This is a genomic window from Nonomuraea sp. NPDC050478 (assembly GCF_044458265.1).
In the GTDB taxonomy this organism is placed as follows: Bacteria; Actinomycetota; Actinomycetes; order Streptosporangiales; family Streptosporangiaceae; genus Nonomuraea; species Nonomuraea ferruginea.
Genome location: NZ_JBITHT010000001.1, coordinates 356,551 through 373,000, shown reverse-complemented (window position 1 = coordinate 373,000; position 16,450 = coordinate 356,551). Strand labels below are relative to the sequence as shown.

The following is a 16,450-nucleotide window of genomic DNA, read 5'->3' as shown; positions in this document are numbered from 1 at the left end:
CGCCGGAACCGGACCACCTCGACCGTCAACTGTGAGTAGTCGTCACGCAACCTACGCCGCACTCCTCTTCACCGAAGGAAAGGTCAAACTGGCGGTCATCACCGAGGTGCAACGTCAGCGCGACGACACCAAACACTGGACGTGGCTGGCCTACATCGCCAACATGCGTGCCCGCGACCGCTGTCAGGCGTTGCTGGTCGTCATCTGCCCCAACCGCGCCGTTGCCGCATGGGCGTCCCAGCACATCCAGACCGGCCATCCGGGCCTGGTCCTGCGTCCCTTCGTGATCGGCCCCGATAACACGCCCGTCATCACCGACGTAGCCGAGGCCGTCGGCAACATCGGCCTGGCGGCTATCGCTGCGATCACCCATAGTGAGAACCCGCAGATCAAAGCCATTCTCGCCACCCTGACAGAAGCTCTGGACCACATCGACCCGGAGAAGGCAGGACGCTACGCTGAGTATGTCACCGTGGCACTGGCGGGGGACGCGCAGAAAGAAATGGAGCGGCTCATGGCCACACAGACCTACCTCTACCAGGGCGAATATGCACAAAGCCTCATGGCGAAGGGTGAGGCCCGGGGTGAGGCCCGGGGTGAAGCCAAAGGGCTGCTCGTCGTGCTGGAGGCGCGCGGGTTCCGGGTGACCGAGGACGACCGGGATCGGATCATGTCCTGCACCGACATCAAGACGTTGGAAAGATGGCTGCAGCGGGCCGCGCTGGTCGACTCCGTGGACAAGCTCTTCGAGTGAGACACTCGGCCAGGGTTCTCCCACCGCCCAGGAGACGCTCCGCGTACTTCGGGTCACGCCGGCTCTCAGCAGCGGGCGACCGCATGGTCGGAGCCGGTGACCTGGGGAATCTCAGGTGGTGAAGCCGTCCTGCCGGACGCCTTCGGAGAGGACGGCCGCCAGCGCGGGGTTTCCGATGACGCGCACCGGCACCGTCAGCCACGTCCAGCGGGCGGCGGCGAGATCCGCCGGGATCGGCGCTTCAGCGTGGGAGACCAGTCGCCGCAGCGCGGCCTCGATGTGGGTGTCGGCCGCGCGGCCCTCAGCGTGGGAGTGATCCGGGCAGGTGGCGGGGACGAGGGGCCCCAGGCCGGCTATGGCGAGACAGGCGAGGGGCGGGAGGCGACGGGCGGCCTCCAGGGCGAGGACCGCCCCCGGACCCCACCCGGCCAGCGCCACGGTGCCCCCGACGGCCGTCAGGACCGCCAGGAGGTCCTCCACTTCCCGCGCCACCGCGTAAGGGGCGGTCGTCCCGCTGCCGCCGGTGCCCCGCCGGTCGTAGCGGTATACGGTGAAACGCTCCGCCAGCAGGGCCGCCGCCCGATCGGGGAACCCGGCCAGGACCACCGCAGGTCCCTCCCCGTCCGTGCGGTACGCGATGGACGTCCCGTCGCAGGACGTGACCCGGGGCACGACGTCACCGGGGCGCGATGTTGAGGTTGAGCCGGAACAGGTTGTCCGGGTCGTACGTACGCTTCACCTCGGCCAGCCGGGCGTGATCGGCTTCCCTGTACGCGTCCGCGACCCGGCCGGCGTCGGCCAGGAAGTTGAGGAACGTGCCGCCGGTCCCGTGCGGCGACAGCGCGTCGGCCATGCCGGGGAGCCGCTCGCTCACGATGACCGAGAACGCCGCGCCCCGATGCCCGACCGGCCCCGCGTCCGGGCCTGGACGGGACATCGCGCCGCCCCAGTGCCTGATCTCCACGGTGGCGTGCCGCCCGGCTTCCACCAGTGTGCCGATCACCTCGTCCGGCAGGTCGTGGAAGAAGTCGAGGTAGCGGGCCGGGGTGCCGCCCATGGCCGCGTCCGCGTACCGGACCGGCCGCACCTCGTCCCTGATCGCCGGCCCGGCCGCCTCCCACAGCGGCCGGAGCACCCGGTCGCCCCGCTCGGGCGCTCCCGCGTACATGGCCTTGATCCCGAACACCCGCTCGGTCCCGCCCGGCAGCGTGGTGAGCATGACCGCCGTGCTCACCTCGTCGGGGGCCTGCGCCGCCCAGGCGCGGTAGTGGGCCAGGGTCTCGGCCGCTCGCTCGTACGGGAAGAAGGCGATCCCGGCATGGACCAGGTTGACCGGGTAGAGCCGGAACTCCAGCGAGGTGACGATCCCGAAGTTGCCGCCCCCGCCGCGCAGCGCCCAGAACAGGCCGGCGTGCCGGTCGGCGTCCGCCGTTACGGTCCGGCCGTCGGCGGTGACCACCTCGGCGCTCACGACGCTGTCGGCCGCGAGCCCGTACCTGCGCGCCAGCCACCCGACCCCGCCGCCGAGCGTGTAACCCGTCACCCCGACGTCGGGCGACGACCCCGACAGCGGCGCCAGCCCGTACGCCGCGGCCTCCCTCAGCACCCGCCCCCACCGCACGCCGGGCCCGACCCGGGCCACCCGCCTCACCGGGTCGATCTCCAGGCGGTCCAGCGCCCCCGTCCGCAGCAGGATCCCGCCGTCGGCCGGCACGTGCGTCCCGTGCCCGGTGGACTGCACGGCCAGCGGCAGCCCGCACGTCCTGGCGGACACCAAGGCGGCCCGCACGTCCTCCGTCCGCGCCGCCTCCGCGACCATGACGGGCCGCGCGTCGACCGCCGGGTTCAACGACTGCCGGCCCAGCTCGTAGCCCTCGTCACCCGGCAGGTGCACGGCACCGGTGAAGCCGTCGATCCGGTCGGCGATGTTCGTCAGCATGATGCGTCCCTTCGGTGGTTGACCTGAACTCAGGCTCCTGCGGCACGCCCGCGGGGGGCATCCGTATAGACCACGGATCCACCACGGATTCACCGCCCACCCGCGCCCGTTCTGGCGCGGTGGGCGATGATGGGGCCGTGACGGGCGGAGGGATGTCGGAGCGCGAGGCCGAGGTGCTCGCGGCGCTCGGGCACCGCCTCACCAACGCGCAGATCGCCGCCCGCCTGCACATCTCCGTCCGCACCGTCGAGAGCCACGTCTCGTCGCTGCTGCGCAAGCACGGGGCCGCCGACCGCAAGGAGCTGGCCGCGCTCGCCCGGCAGAGCCGGACGGGGGAGCTGGCTGGGCTGCCGGCGGCGCGCACGAGCTTCGTGGGGAGGTCGGCGGAGCGCGCGGAGATCATCGCGGCCTTCGAGTCCTCCCGCCTGGTGACGCTGGCAGGGCCCGGCGGGGTGGGCAAGACCCGGCTGGCGGTGGCGGTCGCCGGGGCGGCGGCGCCGTCGTTCACACACGGCGGCGCGTTCGTGGACCTGGTGCCGGTGCGCGACGGGTTCGTGGCGGAGGCGGTGGCCGCGGCGCTCGGCGTGGCGGAGCGGCCGGGGCAGCCGCTGGAGGACGCGATCGCCGACCGGCTCGGGCGCGGGCGCGCGCTGCTGGTGCTGGACAACTGCGAGCACCTGCTCGATCCGGTGGCCGCGCTCGTGGACCGGCTGCTGGCGGTCTGTCCTGCCACCCGGGCGCTGGTGACCAGCCGCGAGCGGCTCGGCGTCCCCGGGGAGCGGGTCGTCTCCGTCGAGCCGCTGCCGCCGGGGTCCGACGCGGTCGAGCTGTTCCTCGACAGGGCGGGGGCCGCCGGGTTCGCCGCCGGACGGGACGTCGCCTCGCGCATCTGCGCCCGGCTCGACGGGCTCCCGCTGGCGATCGAGCTGGCCGCCGCCCGGGGGGCCGCGCTGGGAGCCGACGGTCTGCTGGCGGCGCTCGACGACAACCTGCGGTTGCTGGCGGGCGGGCGCGGCGGCGACCGGCGGCACCGGTCGCTCCGGACCGTGCTGGGCTGGAGCCACGACCTGCTGGAGGCGGACGAGCGCGCCCTGTTCCGGCGGCTGGCGGTGTTCGCCGGCGGGTTCGGCCTGGACGCCGTGGTGGCCGTGACGGGCGGCAGCCGGAGCGCCGCAGCCGACGTGCTGGGCAGGCTGGTCGACAAGAGCCTGGTCGTCCACCGCCGCGACGCCGGCGGCTGGCGCCTGCTGGAGACGGTCCGCGCCTTCGCAGCCGAACGCCTGGAGGAGAGCGGCGAACTCCCGGACGCCCGGCGGCGTCACCTCGCCTGGGCGGTCGAAACGGCCGACGCGCTCACCACCGCCCGCGCGGACGACCCCGACACCGCCTGGTGGGGCCGCTTCGACGCGGTGGCCGACGACCTGCGAGCCGCCCTCGCCACCGCGACGGGTGAATCCGCGAACGCCGCCGCGCTCCCGTCCCCCGAGGGGACGTTCGCGGCGGGGACTGCGGATGGGGGAACCGGCGCGGGCGCTGACGGGTCGGGCGTGGGGGAGAGTGCGGGCGCTCGCGTGGGCGTGGATAGGGCAACCGGCACGGACGCTGACGGGACGGGTGCGGGGGAGAGTGCGGGCGCTCGCGTGGGCGTGGATAGGGCAACCGGCACGGACGCTGACGGGTCGGGTGCGGGGGAGAGTGCCGGTGCTCGCGTGGGCGTGGATGGGGGAACCGGCACGGACGCTGACGGGTCGGGTGTGGTGGGCGTTGGTGGGGAGGCGCATCGGCTGGCTAGGCGGTTGGCGGGGCTGACGTATGGGCGGAGGTTTTTGCGGGAGGCTGTCGCGCGTTATGAGCAGGCGGCGGTGCTGGCTCCTGGGGATGGGGAGGCGGCGCGGGATCTGGCCGACGCCGCCGAGTGCGCGCTGGCGTTCGCGCGTGCGGGGCAGGCGTATCGGCTGCAGCTCGGCGCCGCGGAGAGGGCGCGGGCGGCCGGGGACGGGAACGCCGAGGCGGTGGCGCTGGCGCGGGCGGCGGTGATCGCCGAGAGGCATCCGGGGTTCGGGTTCGACGACGAGCCGGAGGAGGAGCGGGTGCGGGCGCTGCCGTCGGAGGCGGCCGCGGCGGGAGACCTGGACGATCCGTACGTGGCCGCGCACGTGGCGGCGGCGCGCGCCTGGAGCACCGGACGGCCGGACGTGGCCGGGCGGGCGCTGGAAGCCGCACGGGCCACCGGGGACCCGGTGCTGACCAGCTCCGCGCTGGACGCCGTCATCTGCGCCGCCGACCGCGGGGGACGGGCCAGGGAGGCGTACCGGCTGGCAGGGGAGCGGCTCAAACTGCTGCCCGCCATGGACGGCGACGACCCGCGGACCGGTATCGAGATCGTCGACGCGCTGCACACCGCGTCCTTCTTCGCCGTCGCCGTCGGCGACCTGCACGGGGCACTGGAGGCGGCCCGGATGGCGGCGGACGACGACGTCACGGGCAGCCATCCCGCGCTGGCCGGCAGCAGGCTGGTGCCCCCGCTGGTGCTCGCGGGCGACTTCGACCAGGCGCTGGCGCGGGCGGCCGAGATGGTGGACGGCCAGGCGCGCGTGGACGCCCCGCCCGGACGGTGGATGGCTCCCGCCCTCGGCATGGTGGCACTGGCCCACGGCCTGCGCGGGGACGACACGGCATGCCAGGCGTGGCGGGCCCGCGCGATCGCCGTCGGCCACATCGGCCCGGCCTCCCGCTACGCCCCTCTGATCACCTTCATCGACGCCCGCCTCGCCATCCACCAAGCCGACCTCGCCCTCGCGCACACCTCGCCGCCGGCGGACGGCCCAGGGCGAGAGGGTGGCGGTGGGATGTTCGGGAGGTACGCGATCGCGGCGGTGGCGGAGCTGGCCGTGGTCCGCGGGGAGGCGGATGCCGCTGAGCGGGTGGCCGCGGCGAAGGCGGCGGGTGAGGAGAACGCGTGGGCCGCCGCCTGCCTGAAGCGGGCCCAAGGGCGGTTGCGGGGGGACCGGGAGGCGTTGAGCGAGTCGGCGGAGATGTGGGGGCGGATCGGGGCGGCCCATGAGCGGGAGGCCACACTCCGGTTGCTCAACTTGACCGATCGTTCTGGATAGAGCTAGGTTCTCCGGTATGGCGAGGAGCAAGGAGTTCGACCCCGACGCGGCGCTGCAGCGTGCGCTGGAGCTGTTCTGGGAGCGCGGTTACGAGGCGACCTCCATGGCCGACCTCGTGGCCCACCTGGGCATAGCGCGGGCGAGCATCTACGCCACGTTCGGCGGCAAGCGCGAGCTCTACCTCAAGGCCCTGGAGCGCTACCTGCACAACATGGACCCGGCCGTCCTGGACGCGCTGTCCCAGCCCGGCCCGGTGCTGCCGGCCGTGCGCGCGCTGATCAGGACGTACGCGGAAGAGTCCGGCGGCGACGACCGGCGGGGTTGCATGGTCGTGAACGCCGCGGTCGAGCTGGCGCCGCGCGACCCGGCCGCGGCCGCGTTCGTGGAGGCCAGCTGGAGCCACCTGGAGACGGTGCTGACCTCGGCCCTGACCAGGGCGCGCGCCCAGGGCGAGCTGGCTCGGGGCAAGGACCCGCGGGCCGTCGCCCGCATGCTGCTGGTGCTCATGCAGGGGATGCGGGTGCTCGGCCGGACTCCCGGCGGCGCCGCCCGGCTGGACGACGCCGCCGATCAGGCGCTGGCCGTGCTGGGCTGACGCGGCCTTTTTCATGCTCAAATTCTAGACCGATCGTTCTCGATAAAGGGGTTTGTCATGCAGGGCAAGGTCGTTCTCATCACCGGCGGTTCCTCCGGCATCGGCTACGCGACCGCCCGGGCGTTCGCGGCCGAGGGCGCCACCGTCGTGATCACCGGGCGGGACGAGGGGCGGCTCGCCGACGCGGCCAAGCGGCTCGCCGCCGACTGGATCGCCGCCGACGTCTCCAGCGCCGCCGACTGCGCCCGCATGGTCGCCACCGCCGCCGACCGGCACGGCGGCCTGCACGTCGCCGTCAACAACGCGGGCGTGCTGGGCCGCCCCGGCCCGCTCGCCGACCTGGACCCCGCCGGCTGGGCGGCCCTGCTCGGCGCCAACCTGACGGGCGTGTTCCACTCCATGAAGTACGAGATCGCGTACATGAAGGAGCACGGCGGCGGATCGATCGTGAACGTGGCCTCCAACATCGGCGCGCACCGCCGCATCCCGGGCATGGCCGCCTACGCCGCCTCGAAGGCCGGCGTCAGCGTGCTCTCCAAGGCCGCCGCGCTCGAGTACGCCGCCGACGGCATCCGGATCAACTCCGTCAGCCCCGGCGCCACCGACACGACCATGAGCTTCCTGCCGGGCGAGACCCCCGCCGAGCGGGACGCCAGGCTCGCGCCGTCGATGCCGCTCGGCCGCGTCGCCGACCCCGACGAGGTGGCCGCCGCCGTGCTCTGGCTGGCCGAGGCCCGGTCGAGCTTCGTCGCCGGCCACGACCTGGTGGTGGACGGCGCGGCCAGCGCCTGATCTCACCCTCCGGCGAAGAACAGGAAGGCCGCGGCGTCGCGGGCCAGCAGGAAGCCGGCGATGCCCAGCGTCCAGCCCACCGCCGACGCCGCGTGCCTGGCCAGCCAGGCGCGGAGCCGTACCAGCTTCGGCTCCACCCAGGCCGCGGCCGTCGCGCGCAGCCCGAGCAGCGCCAGCACCGGCACGAACATGAGGGCCACGTACGCGGCGAGCAGCGGCAGCCACTGACCGGCGGGGAGCGCCGCGGTCGTCATGATCCCGATGGCCGCGAGGTAGGGCACCATGGTGGCCACCTCCAGCGTTCCCGCCGTCAGCCCGAGCAGCACCATCGCCCGCGGCCCGCCCATCCGCGGCTCCAGCCGCGGGCCCTTGCCACGCTTGCCGTCGAAGCGGAAGCTCAGCGCGAACAGGCCCACGCCCAGCACGAGCTGCACCCAGTACGCGGCCTCGCTGTGCAGCGCGTCGCCGAAGTTCTCCATGGCTGTGGACAACCCGAGCATGAGGCCCACGCCGACGAGGTAGTAGAACACCGCCACCGTCGGTGGTCATGTCACCGATCCTGGCCGAGCGGCCTCGGTCGTCGCATCCTGCTCATGGCCGAAGAGGCGCGTACATCTTTCTGCCTACGGGGCCCGCGTTCCCGTACTCGCGGGCGCGTACGGGGGAGACAACCGCGGGGCGACGCCGCGCGCCGAGCCGTGCTCCTACCGTCGGACGATGAGGAAGACGAACTCTCTCGGAATGTCACCGGTCGCCGTCGCGGGGCTGGCCGCGCTCGGCGTGCCGCGGGTGATCGCGCACGATCTGGGGCTGGTCGGCCCGGTCGTCAACGCCGTGCTGGTGTTCCTGCCGGTCGCGATCTGGCTGGGCGTCGTGCTGTGGAGGCGGGTGCCGAACCCGTTCCTGACGCTGCTGGCGATCGGCGGCGCCTACGGGGTGCTGCTGGCGATCACCCACCAGCTGCTCTGGTCGTCGGCGTTCGGTGAGGACGCGCCGCGGCTGGGCGGCAACCTGGCGGGCGGGCTGTCGCCCGGCGCGGAGGAGGCGCTGATGCGGACGTTCGCGTTCGGCAGCAGCGTGTTCACCGGGGTCATGGTCGGGCTGGTCGTGGGCGCGGTCGGCTGGGTGCTGTCGCGCGCGGTGCCGGCGTTCCGGCCCCGGGGTCGCGAGACCGGGTCCTGAGGCCGGAACGGCGGGTGGTCAGCGGACGGCGTGCGGGCGGCGTCGCGCCAGGAGCAGCCCCAGGGCGATCATGCCCACGCCCAGGACCAGGTGGAGCCAGTTGTCCGCGTTGTTGACCGGCACGAAGTTCGCCGCGCTGTCGTGGTCGACCAGCATGCCGTAGATCCACAGCAGCAGGTAGACGACGCCGCCGCCGACGAGGAAGTTGCGGGCGCCCGACACCGTGCGGGCGAGCAGGATGCCGGCGACCCCGAACAGCAGGTGCACGATGTTGTGCAGGATCGACACCTGGAACACGCCCAGGAGCATCGCTTCCGAGTCGTGCGAGGCGAACTGGAGCTGGTCGTAGTCCGTGGTGATGCCGGGAACGAACCCCAGCACACCGACCAGCAGGAACACGGCTCCCGTGACGAGTGCCGCTAATTGCACGGGGGTCCGGGTGCCGGCTGTACGGGGGGTGTTCATAGGAGCTCCCTCGGGACGGGTCTCTTGTGGATCCGCCGTCTGCCCTCCGCGGGCAGGCGCTAACGCGACCGCCCGAACGGACTCTCCGGAATCGAGTCATTACTCTGCGCATAAGGTTTCGATCGGTTGCTCACGGTCACCGTTGGTAGATACACGACATGGTCAACGAGCGAACGGCCGAGGAGCCCAAGGAGGGAGCCACCGGGGCCCTCCTGCGGATCGGAGACTTCTTCAGCCGGGGCGTCTATTCGGGCGACCTGAGGGACGTGTCCTATCGGGGCGGACGGGCGGGCGAGGTCTTCTACCGCGACCGCTGGTCGCACGACAAGATCGTGCGGTCGACCCACGGGGTGAACTGCACGGGCTCCTGCTCCTGGAAGGTGTACGTCAAGGACGGCATCATCACCTGGGAGACCCAGGAGATCGACTATCCGACGGCCGGCCCCGACCGCCCCGAGTACGAACCCCGGGGCTGCCCGCGCGGAGCGGCGTTCTCCTGGTACACCTACCACCCGACCCGGGTGCGCTACCCGTACGCGCGTGGCGTCCTCGTGGAGATGTACCGCGAGGCCCGCAGGCGGCTCGGCGACCCGGTCCTGGCCTGGGCGGACGTCGTGGGCGACCCGGAGCGGCGGCGCCGCTACCAGCAGGCGCGCGGCAAGGGCGGGCTGGTGCGCACCACCTGGGACGAGGCGCTGGAGATGATCGCCGCCGCCCACGTGCACACCATCAAGGAGCACGGCCCCGACCGGATCGCCGGGTTCACCCCCATCCCCGGACAGTCGATGCTGTCCCACGCGATCGGCACCCGGTTCCTGTCGCTGATCGGCGGCCAGGCGCTGTCGTTCTACGACTGGTACGCCGACCTGCCGGTGGCCTCCCCGCAGGTGTTCGGCGACCAGACCGACGTGCCGGTGTCCGGCGACTGGTGGGACGCGGCCTACCTGATCATGTGGGGCTCCAACGTCCCCGTCACCCGCACGCCCGACGCGCACTGGATGGTCGAGGCACGCTACAACGGCCAGAAGGTGGTCGTGGTCTCCCCCGACTACGCCGACAACAGCAAGTTCGCCGACGACTGGCTGCACCCCCATCCCGGCACCGACGGCGCGCTGGCCCACGCGATGGGCCAGGTGATCCTGCGCGAGTGCTTCGTCGAGCGGCAGGTGCCGTACTTCCTCGACTACGTGCGCCGCTTCACCGACATGCCGTTCCTGGTCCGGCTGGAGGAGAAGGACGGCGCGTACGTACCGGGCCGGTTCCTGCGCGCCGCCGACCTCGGCGGGGAGCACGCCGCGGCCGAGAACGCCGAATGGCGCACCGTGCTGCTGGACGAGGCCACCGGCGACGTGGTCGTCCCCTCCGGCACCGTCGCCGACCGCTGGTCGCACGAGGACGGACGCTGGAACCTCGACCTCGGCGACGTCCTGCCCCGGCTCACCCTGCACGGCCTGCCCGACGCCGTGGGCGCCGAGGTGCTGCTTCCCCGGTTCGACACCGCCGACGGCTCGGGGGCGGTGCTCAAGCGCGGCGTCCCGGCCAGACGGCTGACGCCCGGCGGGCCGCTGGTCACGACCGTATACGACCTGATGCTGGCGCGCTACGGCGTCGGCCGGGACGGCATGCCAGGCGACTGGCCGACCGGCTACGACGACGCGGCCTCGCCCGGAACCCCGGCCTGGCAGGAGACGATCACCTCGGTGCCGGCCGCCGCGGCCATCCGGATCGCCCGCGAGTTCGCCATGACCGCCGAGAGCACCGACGGCCGCTGCATGATCCTCATGGGCGCCGGCACCAACCACTGGTTCCATTCGGAGACCACGTACCGCAACTTCATCACGCTGTTGCTGATCACCGGCTGCATCGGACGCAACGGCGGCGGCTGGGCCCACTACGTCGGCCAGGAGAAGTGCCGCCCGCTCACCGGCTGGACCACGCTGGCCACCGCGAACGACTGGAAACGGCCGAGCCGGCAGATGATCGGCACCGGCTTCTTCTTCCTCAACACCGACCAGTGGCGCTACGACCACTTCCGCGCCGACGCCCTGGCCTCGCCGCTCGGCGAGGGACGCTTCGAAGGGATGACGGCGGTCGACATCCTGGCCCAGTCGGCCCGGCTCGGCTGGATGCCCTCCTATCCCACCTTCGACCGCAACCCGCTGGACCTGGCCGACGAGGCCCGCGCCTCCGGCCGGGACCCTGGCGAGCACGTCGCAGGTGAGCTGGCGGCGGGCCGGCTCAAGTTCTGCGCCGAGGACCCGGACCATCCGGGCAACTGGCCGCGCATCCTCATCGCGTGGCGGGCCAACCTGCTCGGCTCGTCCGCCAAAGGCGCCGAGTACTTCCAGCGCCACCTGCTGGGCACGCTCAGCAACCTGCGGGCCACCGAGGCGCCGGAGGACGTCCGGCCAAGGGACGTGCGCTGGCGCGACCCCGCGCCCGAGGGCAAACTCGACCTGCTGCTCTCGCTGGACTTCCGGATGACGTCCACGACCCTGCTGTCCGACATCGTGCTCCCGGCCGCGACCTGGTACGAGAAGCACGATCTGAACTCGACCGACATGCACCCGTACGTGCACTCGTTCAACCCGGCGGTGGAGCCGCCCTGGCAGGCCCGCACCGACTTCGAGATCTTCAACGACATCGCCGACGGCGTGTCCGAGCTGGCCGGCGAGCATCTGGGCACCCGGTACGACCTGGTGGCCACGCCCTTCCAGCACGACACACCAGGCGAACTGGGCAACCCCACGGGCGCCGCGCGGGACTGGCGGGCCGACGGATCGACCCCGGTCCCCGGCCGGACCATGCCGAGCGTGACCCTCGTCGAGCGGGACTACACGGCGATCGCCGCCCAGCTGCGCGCCCTAGGCCCGCTCGCCGCGTCCGAGGGCGTGCCCTGCAAGGGCGTCACCTATCAGGTGGATCACGAGATCAGGCTGCTGGGTCAGGTGAACGGCGTCGCGCGCGGCGGCCCCGCCGACGGCCTGCCGCTGATCGACACCGGCAAGAAGGCGTGCGAGGCGATCCTGACGCTGTCCGGCTCGACCAACGGACGCCTCGCCGACCAGGGCTTCCGCACCCTGGCCCGGAAGGTGGGCGCCGGCGAAGAGCTGGCAGGCCTGGCCCGCGCCGACGCCGACCGCCGCATCACCTACGCCGCCACCCAGGCGCACCCGCAGACCACCATCACCAGCCCCGAATGGGCGGGCATCGAGACCGCCGAACGCCAGTACAGCGCCTTCACCATCAACACCGAGCACGGCAAGCCCTGGCACACCCTGACCGGGCGCATGCACTTCTTCCTGGACCACGACTGGATCGCCGAGCTCGGCGAGAACCTGCCGACGTACCGGCCGCCGCTGAACATGCACCGGCTGTTCGGCGAGCCCGTCCTCGGCCCGGACGGCGCGCGCGAGGTGACCGTGCGCTACCTCACCCCGCACAACAAGTGGTCCATCCACTCGGAGTACCAGGACAACCTGATCATGCTGTCGCTGTCGCGGGGCGGTCAGGTCATCTGGATCAGCCCGCAGGACGCCGATGCCATCGGCGTCGCCGACAACGACTGGATCGAGGCGGTCAACCGCAACGGCGTGGTGGTCGCCCGCGCCATCGTGTCCTACCGGATGCCGGCCGGGACGGTCTACATGCACCACGCCCAGGACCGCGTCATCGCCGTACCCAAGAGCGAGACCACCGGACGGCGGGGCGGCATCCACAACTCGCTGACCCGCGTGCTCGTCAAACCCACCCATTTCATCGGGGGGTACGCCCAGCTCTCCTTCTTCCCCAACTACATGGGCCCGGTCGGCACCCAGCGTGACGAGATCACGGTGATCCGGCGGCGGGCGCAGAAGGTGGAGTACTGATGCGCGTCATGGCCCAGATCTGCATGGTGATGAACCTGGACAAGTGCATCGGGTGCCACACCTGCTCGGTCACCTGCAAGCAGACGTGGACGAGCCGGCCCGGCGTCGAGTACGTGTGGTTCAACAACGTGGAGACGCGCCCGGGGCAGGGCTATCCGCGCCGCTACGAGGACCAGGAACGCTGGCGGGGCGGCTGGAAGCTGACCGCGCGGGGCCGGCTGGTGCCCAAGGCGGGCGGCCGGATGCGCCGGCTGGCGAGCATCTTCGCCAACCCGCTGCTGCCCAACATCCGCGACTACTACGAGCCGTGGACCTACGACTACAACGCCCTGTTCGACACCCCCGCAGGTGACGACTTCCCGGTGGCGGCGCCCCGCTCGCTCATCAGCGGCCGGCGGATGGACAACATCACCTGGTCGGCCAACTGGGACGACAACCTGGGCGGCATGCCGCAGCACGAGGGCGACGACGTCGTCCTGCAGCGGATCCAGGACAAGGTGCGGATGGAGCTCGAACAGACCTTCATGTTCTACCTGCCGCGCATCTGCGAGCACTGCATCAACCCGTCGTGCGTGGCGTCCTGCCCGTCGGGCGCGCTCTACAAGCGCGTGGAGGACGGGATCGTGCTGGTCGACCAGGACCGCTGCCGCGGCTGGCGGATGTGCGTCACGGGCTGCCCGTACAAGAAGATGTACTTCAACCACCGCACCGGCAAGGCCGAGAAGTGCACCTTCTGCTTCCCGCGCATCGAGGTCGGCCAGCCCACCGTCTGCTCCGAGACCTGCGTCGGCCGGTTGCGCTACATCGGCGTGCTGCTGTACGACGCCGACCGGGCCCCGGCGGCCGCCGCGACCCCGCGCGAGCAGGACCTCTACCCCGCGCAGCTCGACCTGTTCCTGAACCCGCACGACCCGGACGTCCGGCGGGCCGCCGAGGCGGCGGGCATCCCGCACGACTGGATCCAGGCGGCCCGCCGCTCGCCCGTCTACGACCTGATCGCCACCTACGGCGTGGCGCTGCCGCTGCATCCGGAGTACCGCACGCTGCCGATGGTCTGGTACGTGCCTCCGCTGTCGCCCGTGGTGGAGGCGATCACCGCCTCGGGCCACGACGGCGAGGACTACCGGAACCTGTTCGGCGCCATCGACACGCTCCGCATCCCGGTCTCCTACCTGGCCGAGCTCTTCACCGCGGGCGACCCGGCCCCCGTCGAGCTGGCGCTGCGGCGGCTGGCCGCGATGCGCTCCCACCGGCGGCGGATCAACCTCGGCGAGCCGGTCGACCCGGAGATCGCCGCCTCGGTCGGCTTCGACGTCGAGAAACTGGACGCCATGTTCCGGCTGCTCTCCCTGGCGAAGTACGAGGAACGCTACGTCATCCCGACGGCCGCCGCCGGAGACGTACGGAGCCTGGAGGAGACCGCGCTGAGCGGATGCAGCCTCGACTACGAGGGCGGTCCGGGGATGGGCGGCACCGAGTCGTCGGGGCCGTTCGGCGAGGCGTCCGGCCGGCCGGCGCCGCAGGCCGTGGAGACCTTCCACGTCCTGCGGCAGCGCCAGACCTCGGAGTCGGCCGCCGACACCTCCGGCCACGAGGGCCGGATCAACCTGCTCAACTGGGACGGCCGCGGCCTCCCCGAAGGGCTGTTCCCGCCCCGGGCGAAAGGCGGCGCCCGGGGCGGTCAGGTGGACAGGGGCGAGGACCTGGGCGCCGAACCCGGCGAGATCAGCGAGCGGCGCGAGCGCGGAGAGTCGTGATGAAGTCACCCTGGACCTCGCGGCGGCCCCGGCTGTCCGCCGACGGCGTGGCCGTGGTGCGGCGGGCGGCCGGGATGTGCCTGCGCTACCCCGACCGGGCCCTGTTCGACCGGCTGCCGCTGATCAGGGCCGCGCTCGCCGAGACCGGCGCGCATCCGCCGGTGTCCGCCGTCGCCGAGTTCGCCGAGCACCTGGCGGGCCTGGAGCCGCTGCGGGCCGAGGAGCACTACGTGGCGGTCTTCGACGTCCGCAACCGCCGCTCGCTGCACCTGACCTGGTGGACCGACGGCGACACCCGCCGCCGGGGGTTCTCCCTCGCCGCGATCAAGGCGCGCTACCGGGCGCACGGCCTGACGCCTCCGGGCAGGGACGAACTGCCCGACTACCTGCCCGTCGTCCTGGAGTACGCGACCCTGGAGCGCGAGGACGGCACAGAGCTGCTCCAGGAGCACCGGGCCGGGCTCGAACTGCTGAGGTTCGCCCTGGTCAAAGCCGCCACGCCGTACGCGCGACTGCTGGAGGCGGTGTGCGGCACGCTGCCCGGGGCCTCTCCCGGCACCCCCGAGGAGGCCGCCCGGATGGCCCGCCGCCCGATCGGCGGCGGACCCGAACTGGTCGGGCTGGACACCATCGGACTCCCCTCGTCGCTTCCCTTCGCCATCACCGGGGGTCTCAAGTGATCTCACCCGTCGACGTCTTCCTGTGGGGCGCGTTCCCCTACATCGCGGTGGCGATCCTCGTCACCGGCCTCGTCTGGCGATACCGCTACGACAAGTTCGGCTGGACGACCCGCTCGTCCGAGCTGTACGAGTCGCGGCTGCTGCGGTGGGGGAGCCCGATGTTCCACGTCGGGCTGCTCATCGTGCTGATGGGCCACCTGCTCGGCCTGTTCATCCCGGACAGCTGGACGGCCGCGATCGGGGTCAGCGAGACCGTCTACAGCTTCCTGGCGATGTCGCTCGGCGTCGCCGCCGGCGTGCTCACCTACGCCGGCATCGCCCTGCTCGTCTGGCGGCGGCGCACCACCGGGCCGGTCTTCCTGGCCACGACCGTCAACGACAAGTTCATGTACGTCTTCCTGGTCGCGGCGCTGACGCTCGGGCTGGCCACCACGCTGATCAACGCCTCGACGCTGCACTACAACTACCGCGTCGACGTCTCGCCCTGGGTGCGCAGCCTCTTCGTGTTCCAGCCCGAGGTGGCGCTCATGGCGCGCACGCCGATCGAGTACCGCATCCACGCGATCTCCGGGCTGGTGCTGTTCGCGATCGTGCCGTTCACCCGGCTGGTCCACGCGTTCACCGCGCCCGTGCACTACCTGTTCAGGCCGTACATCGTCTACCGGGCCCGCGACCCGCGCAACATCGGCACCGCGGCGCTCCGGCCGGGGTGGAAGCGGAGCGACGTATGACCCGCGAGGCGAAGCCCTACTATCTGGAGTCGCTGGAGGACCGGTATCCCAGGTGGGCGGTGCGTTCGGTCTACACGGGCGTCAACAGCTTCATCTCGATCTTCCTCATGGCGATCATCGCCTACAACACCCACGCCCCGTTCGTCTTCCCGTCACTCGGGCCCACGGCCTTCCTGCTGTTCTACACGCCGCTGGCCGCCGCGTCCGCCCCGCACAACACCCTGGTCGGGCACCTGATCGGCCTGCTGGCCGGGTGGTTCTCGCTGGCGGTGACCGGGCTGCTCGCCGTGCCGCCCGACCTGGAGAAGATCGACTGGCAGCGGATCCTGGCCTGCGCCATCGCGCTCGGCCTGACCTGCGGGCTGATGCCGATCTTCCAGGCGGCGCATCCGCCGGCCGGCGCCACCACCCTGATCGTCTCGCTGGGCCTGATTCGGACCCCGGAACACCTGCTGATCATGATGGTCGCGGTGTTCGTCATCGTCCTGCAGGGCTTCGTCATCAACCGGGCGGCCGGCCTGCCCTATCCGATGTGGCGCAAGCGCGCGCAGAACGCGCCGCCGGACGACTGAC

General features: G+C 72.3%; 14 protein-coding genes. 10 read left to right on the top strand and 4 right to left on the bottom strand.

Going from position 1 to position 16,450, the window contains the following annotated elements:
* The first annotated feature begins 31 nt into the window (after window positions 1-31).
* Window positions 32-754, top strand: coding sequence for a hypothetical protein (locus ACIBF7_RS01805; RefSeq protein ID WP_271277835.1), 723 nt, complete (start codon window positions 32-34; stop codon window positions 752-754).
* A gap of 111 nt (window positions 755-865) precedes the next feature.
* On the opposite strand, the gene ACIBF7_RS01800 is transcribed toward ACIBF7_RS01805, so the two are convergent.
* Window positions 866-1,426 (bottom strand): alpha/beta fold hydrolase, encoded by a 561-nt coding sequence (locus tag ACIBF7_RS01800; protein ID WP_148035478.1) that lies wholly within the window; start codon window positions 1,424-1,426, stop codon window positions 866-868.
* Window positions 1,427-1,430: 4 nt separating this feature from the next.
* Complete coding sequence (locus tag ACIBF7_RS01795) at window positions 1,431-2,693, bottom strand: FAD-binding oxidoreductase (RefSeq protein ID WP_397196133.1); 1,263 nt, start codon at window positions 2,691-2,693, stop codon at window positions 1,431-1,433.
* A gap of 137 nt (window positions 2,694-2,830) precedes the next feature.
* Between ACIBF7_RS01795 and ACIBF7_RS01790 the strand changes: the two genes are divergently transcribed.
* The 3 genes from ACIBF7_RS01790 to ACIBF7_RS01780 are packed head-to-tail and all read left to right on the top strand — an operon-like array spanning window position 2,831 to window position 7,193.
* Window positions 2,831-5,806, top strand: coding sequence for an ATP-binding protein (locus tag ACIBF7_RS01790; protein ID WP_397196132.1), 2,976 nt, complete (start codon window positions 2,831-2,833; stop codon window positions 5,804-5,806).
* A 16-nt stretch (window positions 5,807-5,822) separates the two neighbouring features.
* Window positions 5,823-6,401, top strand: coding sequence for a TetR/AcrR family transcriptional regulator (locus tag ACIBF7_RS01785; protein WP_271277832.1), 579 nt, complete (start codon window positions 5,823-5,825; stop codon window positions 6,399-6,401).
* 57 nt (window positions 6,402-6,458) lie between these two features.
* Window positions 6,459-7,193, top strand: a complete 735-nt coding sequence (locus ACIBF7_RS01780) for an SDR family NAD(P)-dependent oxidoreductase (protein WP_271277831.1) — start codon at window positions 6,459-6,461, stop codon at window positions 7,191-7,193.
* 2 nt (window positions 7,194-7,195) lie between these two features.
* Here ACIBF7_RS01780 and ACIBF7_RS01775 read toward each other — a convergent pair whose 3' ends face one another.
* On the bottom strand, window positions 7,196-7,729 hold the full coding sequence (locus tag ACIBF7_RS01775) for a GAP family protein (protein WP_397196131.1): 534 nt from the start codon (window positions 7,727-7,729) through the stop codon (window positions 7,196-7,198).
* Window positions 7,730-7,910: 181 nt separating this feature from the next.
* Here ACIBF7_RS01775 and ACIBF7_RS01770 point away from each other — a divergent pair, with 181 nt between their 5' ends.
* Entirely contained in the window at window positions 7,911-8,375 is a 465-nt protein-coding gene (locus tag ACIBF7_RS01770) for a hypothetical protein (protein ID WP_187281503.1), read from the top strand.
* Between the two features lie 18 nt (window positions 8,376-8,393).
* On the opposite strand, the gene ACIBF7_RS01765 is transcribed toward ACIBF7_RS01770, so the two are convergent.
* Window positions 8,394-8,840, bottom strand: a complete 447-nt coding sequence (locus ACIBF7_RS01765; protein ID WP_148035472.1) for a DUF4383 domain-containing protein — start codon at window positions 8,838-8,840, stop codon at window positions 8,394-8,396.
* A gap of 158 nt (window positions 8,841-8,998) precedes the next feature.
* Here ACIBF7_RS01765 and ACIBF7_RS01760 point away from each other — a divergent pair, with 158 nt between their 5' ends.
* Genes ACIBF7_RS01760 through ACIBF7_RS01740 form a run of 5 tightly spaced genes read left to right on the top strand, consistent with a single transcriptional unit; the run spans window position 8,999 to window position 16,449 of the window.
* Window positions 8,999-12,709, top strand: coding sequence for a nitrate reductase subunit alpha (locus ACIBF7_RS01760; RefSeq protein WP_397196130.1), 3,711 nt, complete (start codon window positions 8,999-9,001; stop codon window positions 12,707-12,709).
* Window positions 12,709-14,466, top strand: a complete 1,758-nt coding sequence (gene narH / locus ACIBF7_RS01755) for a nitrate reductase subunit beta (RefSeq protein ID WP_397196129.1) — start codon at window positions 12,709-12,711, stop codon at window positions 14,464-14,466. Before ACIBF7_RS01760 ends, narH begins: the two co-directional genes overlap by 1 nt.
* Complete coding sequence (gene narJ, locus ACIBF7_RS01750) at window positions 14,466-15,146, top strand: nitrate reductase molybdenum cofactor assembly chaperone (protein WP_397196128.1); 681 nt, start codon at window positions 14,466-14,468, stop codon at window positions 15,144-15,146. Before narH ends, narJ begins: the two co-directional genes overlap by 1 nt.
* Window positions 15,143-15,877, top strand: coding sequence for a respiratory nitrate reductase subunit gamma (gene narI, locus ACIBF7_RS01745; RefSeq protein WP_397196127.1), 735 nt, complete (start codon window positions 15,143-15,145; stop codon window positions 15,875-15,877). The genes narJ and narI overlap by 4 nt, the downstream gene beginning before the upstream one ends.
* Entirely contained in the window at window positions 15,874-16,449 is a 576-nt protein-coding gene (locus ACIBF7_RS01740; protein ID WP_148035467.1) for an HPP family protein, read from the top strand. Before narI ends, ACIBF7_RS01740 begins: the two co-directional genes overlap by 4 nt.
* Window position 16,450 lies beyond the last annotated feature (1 nt).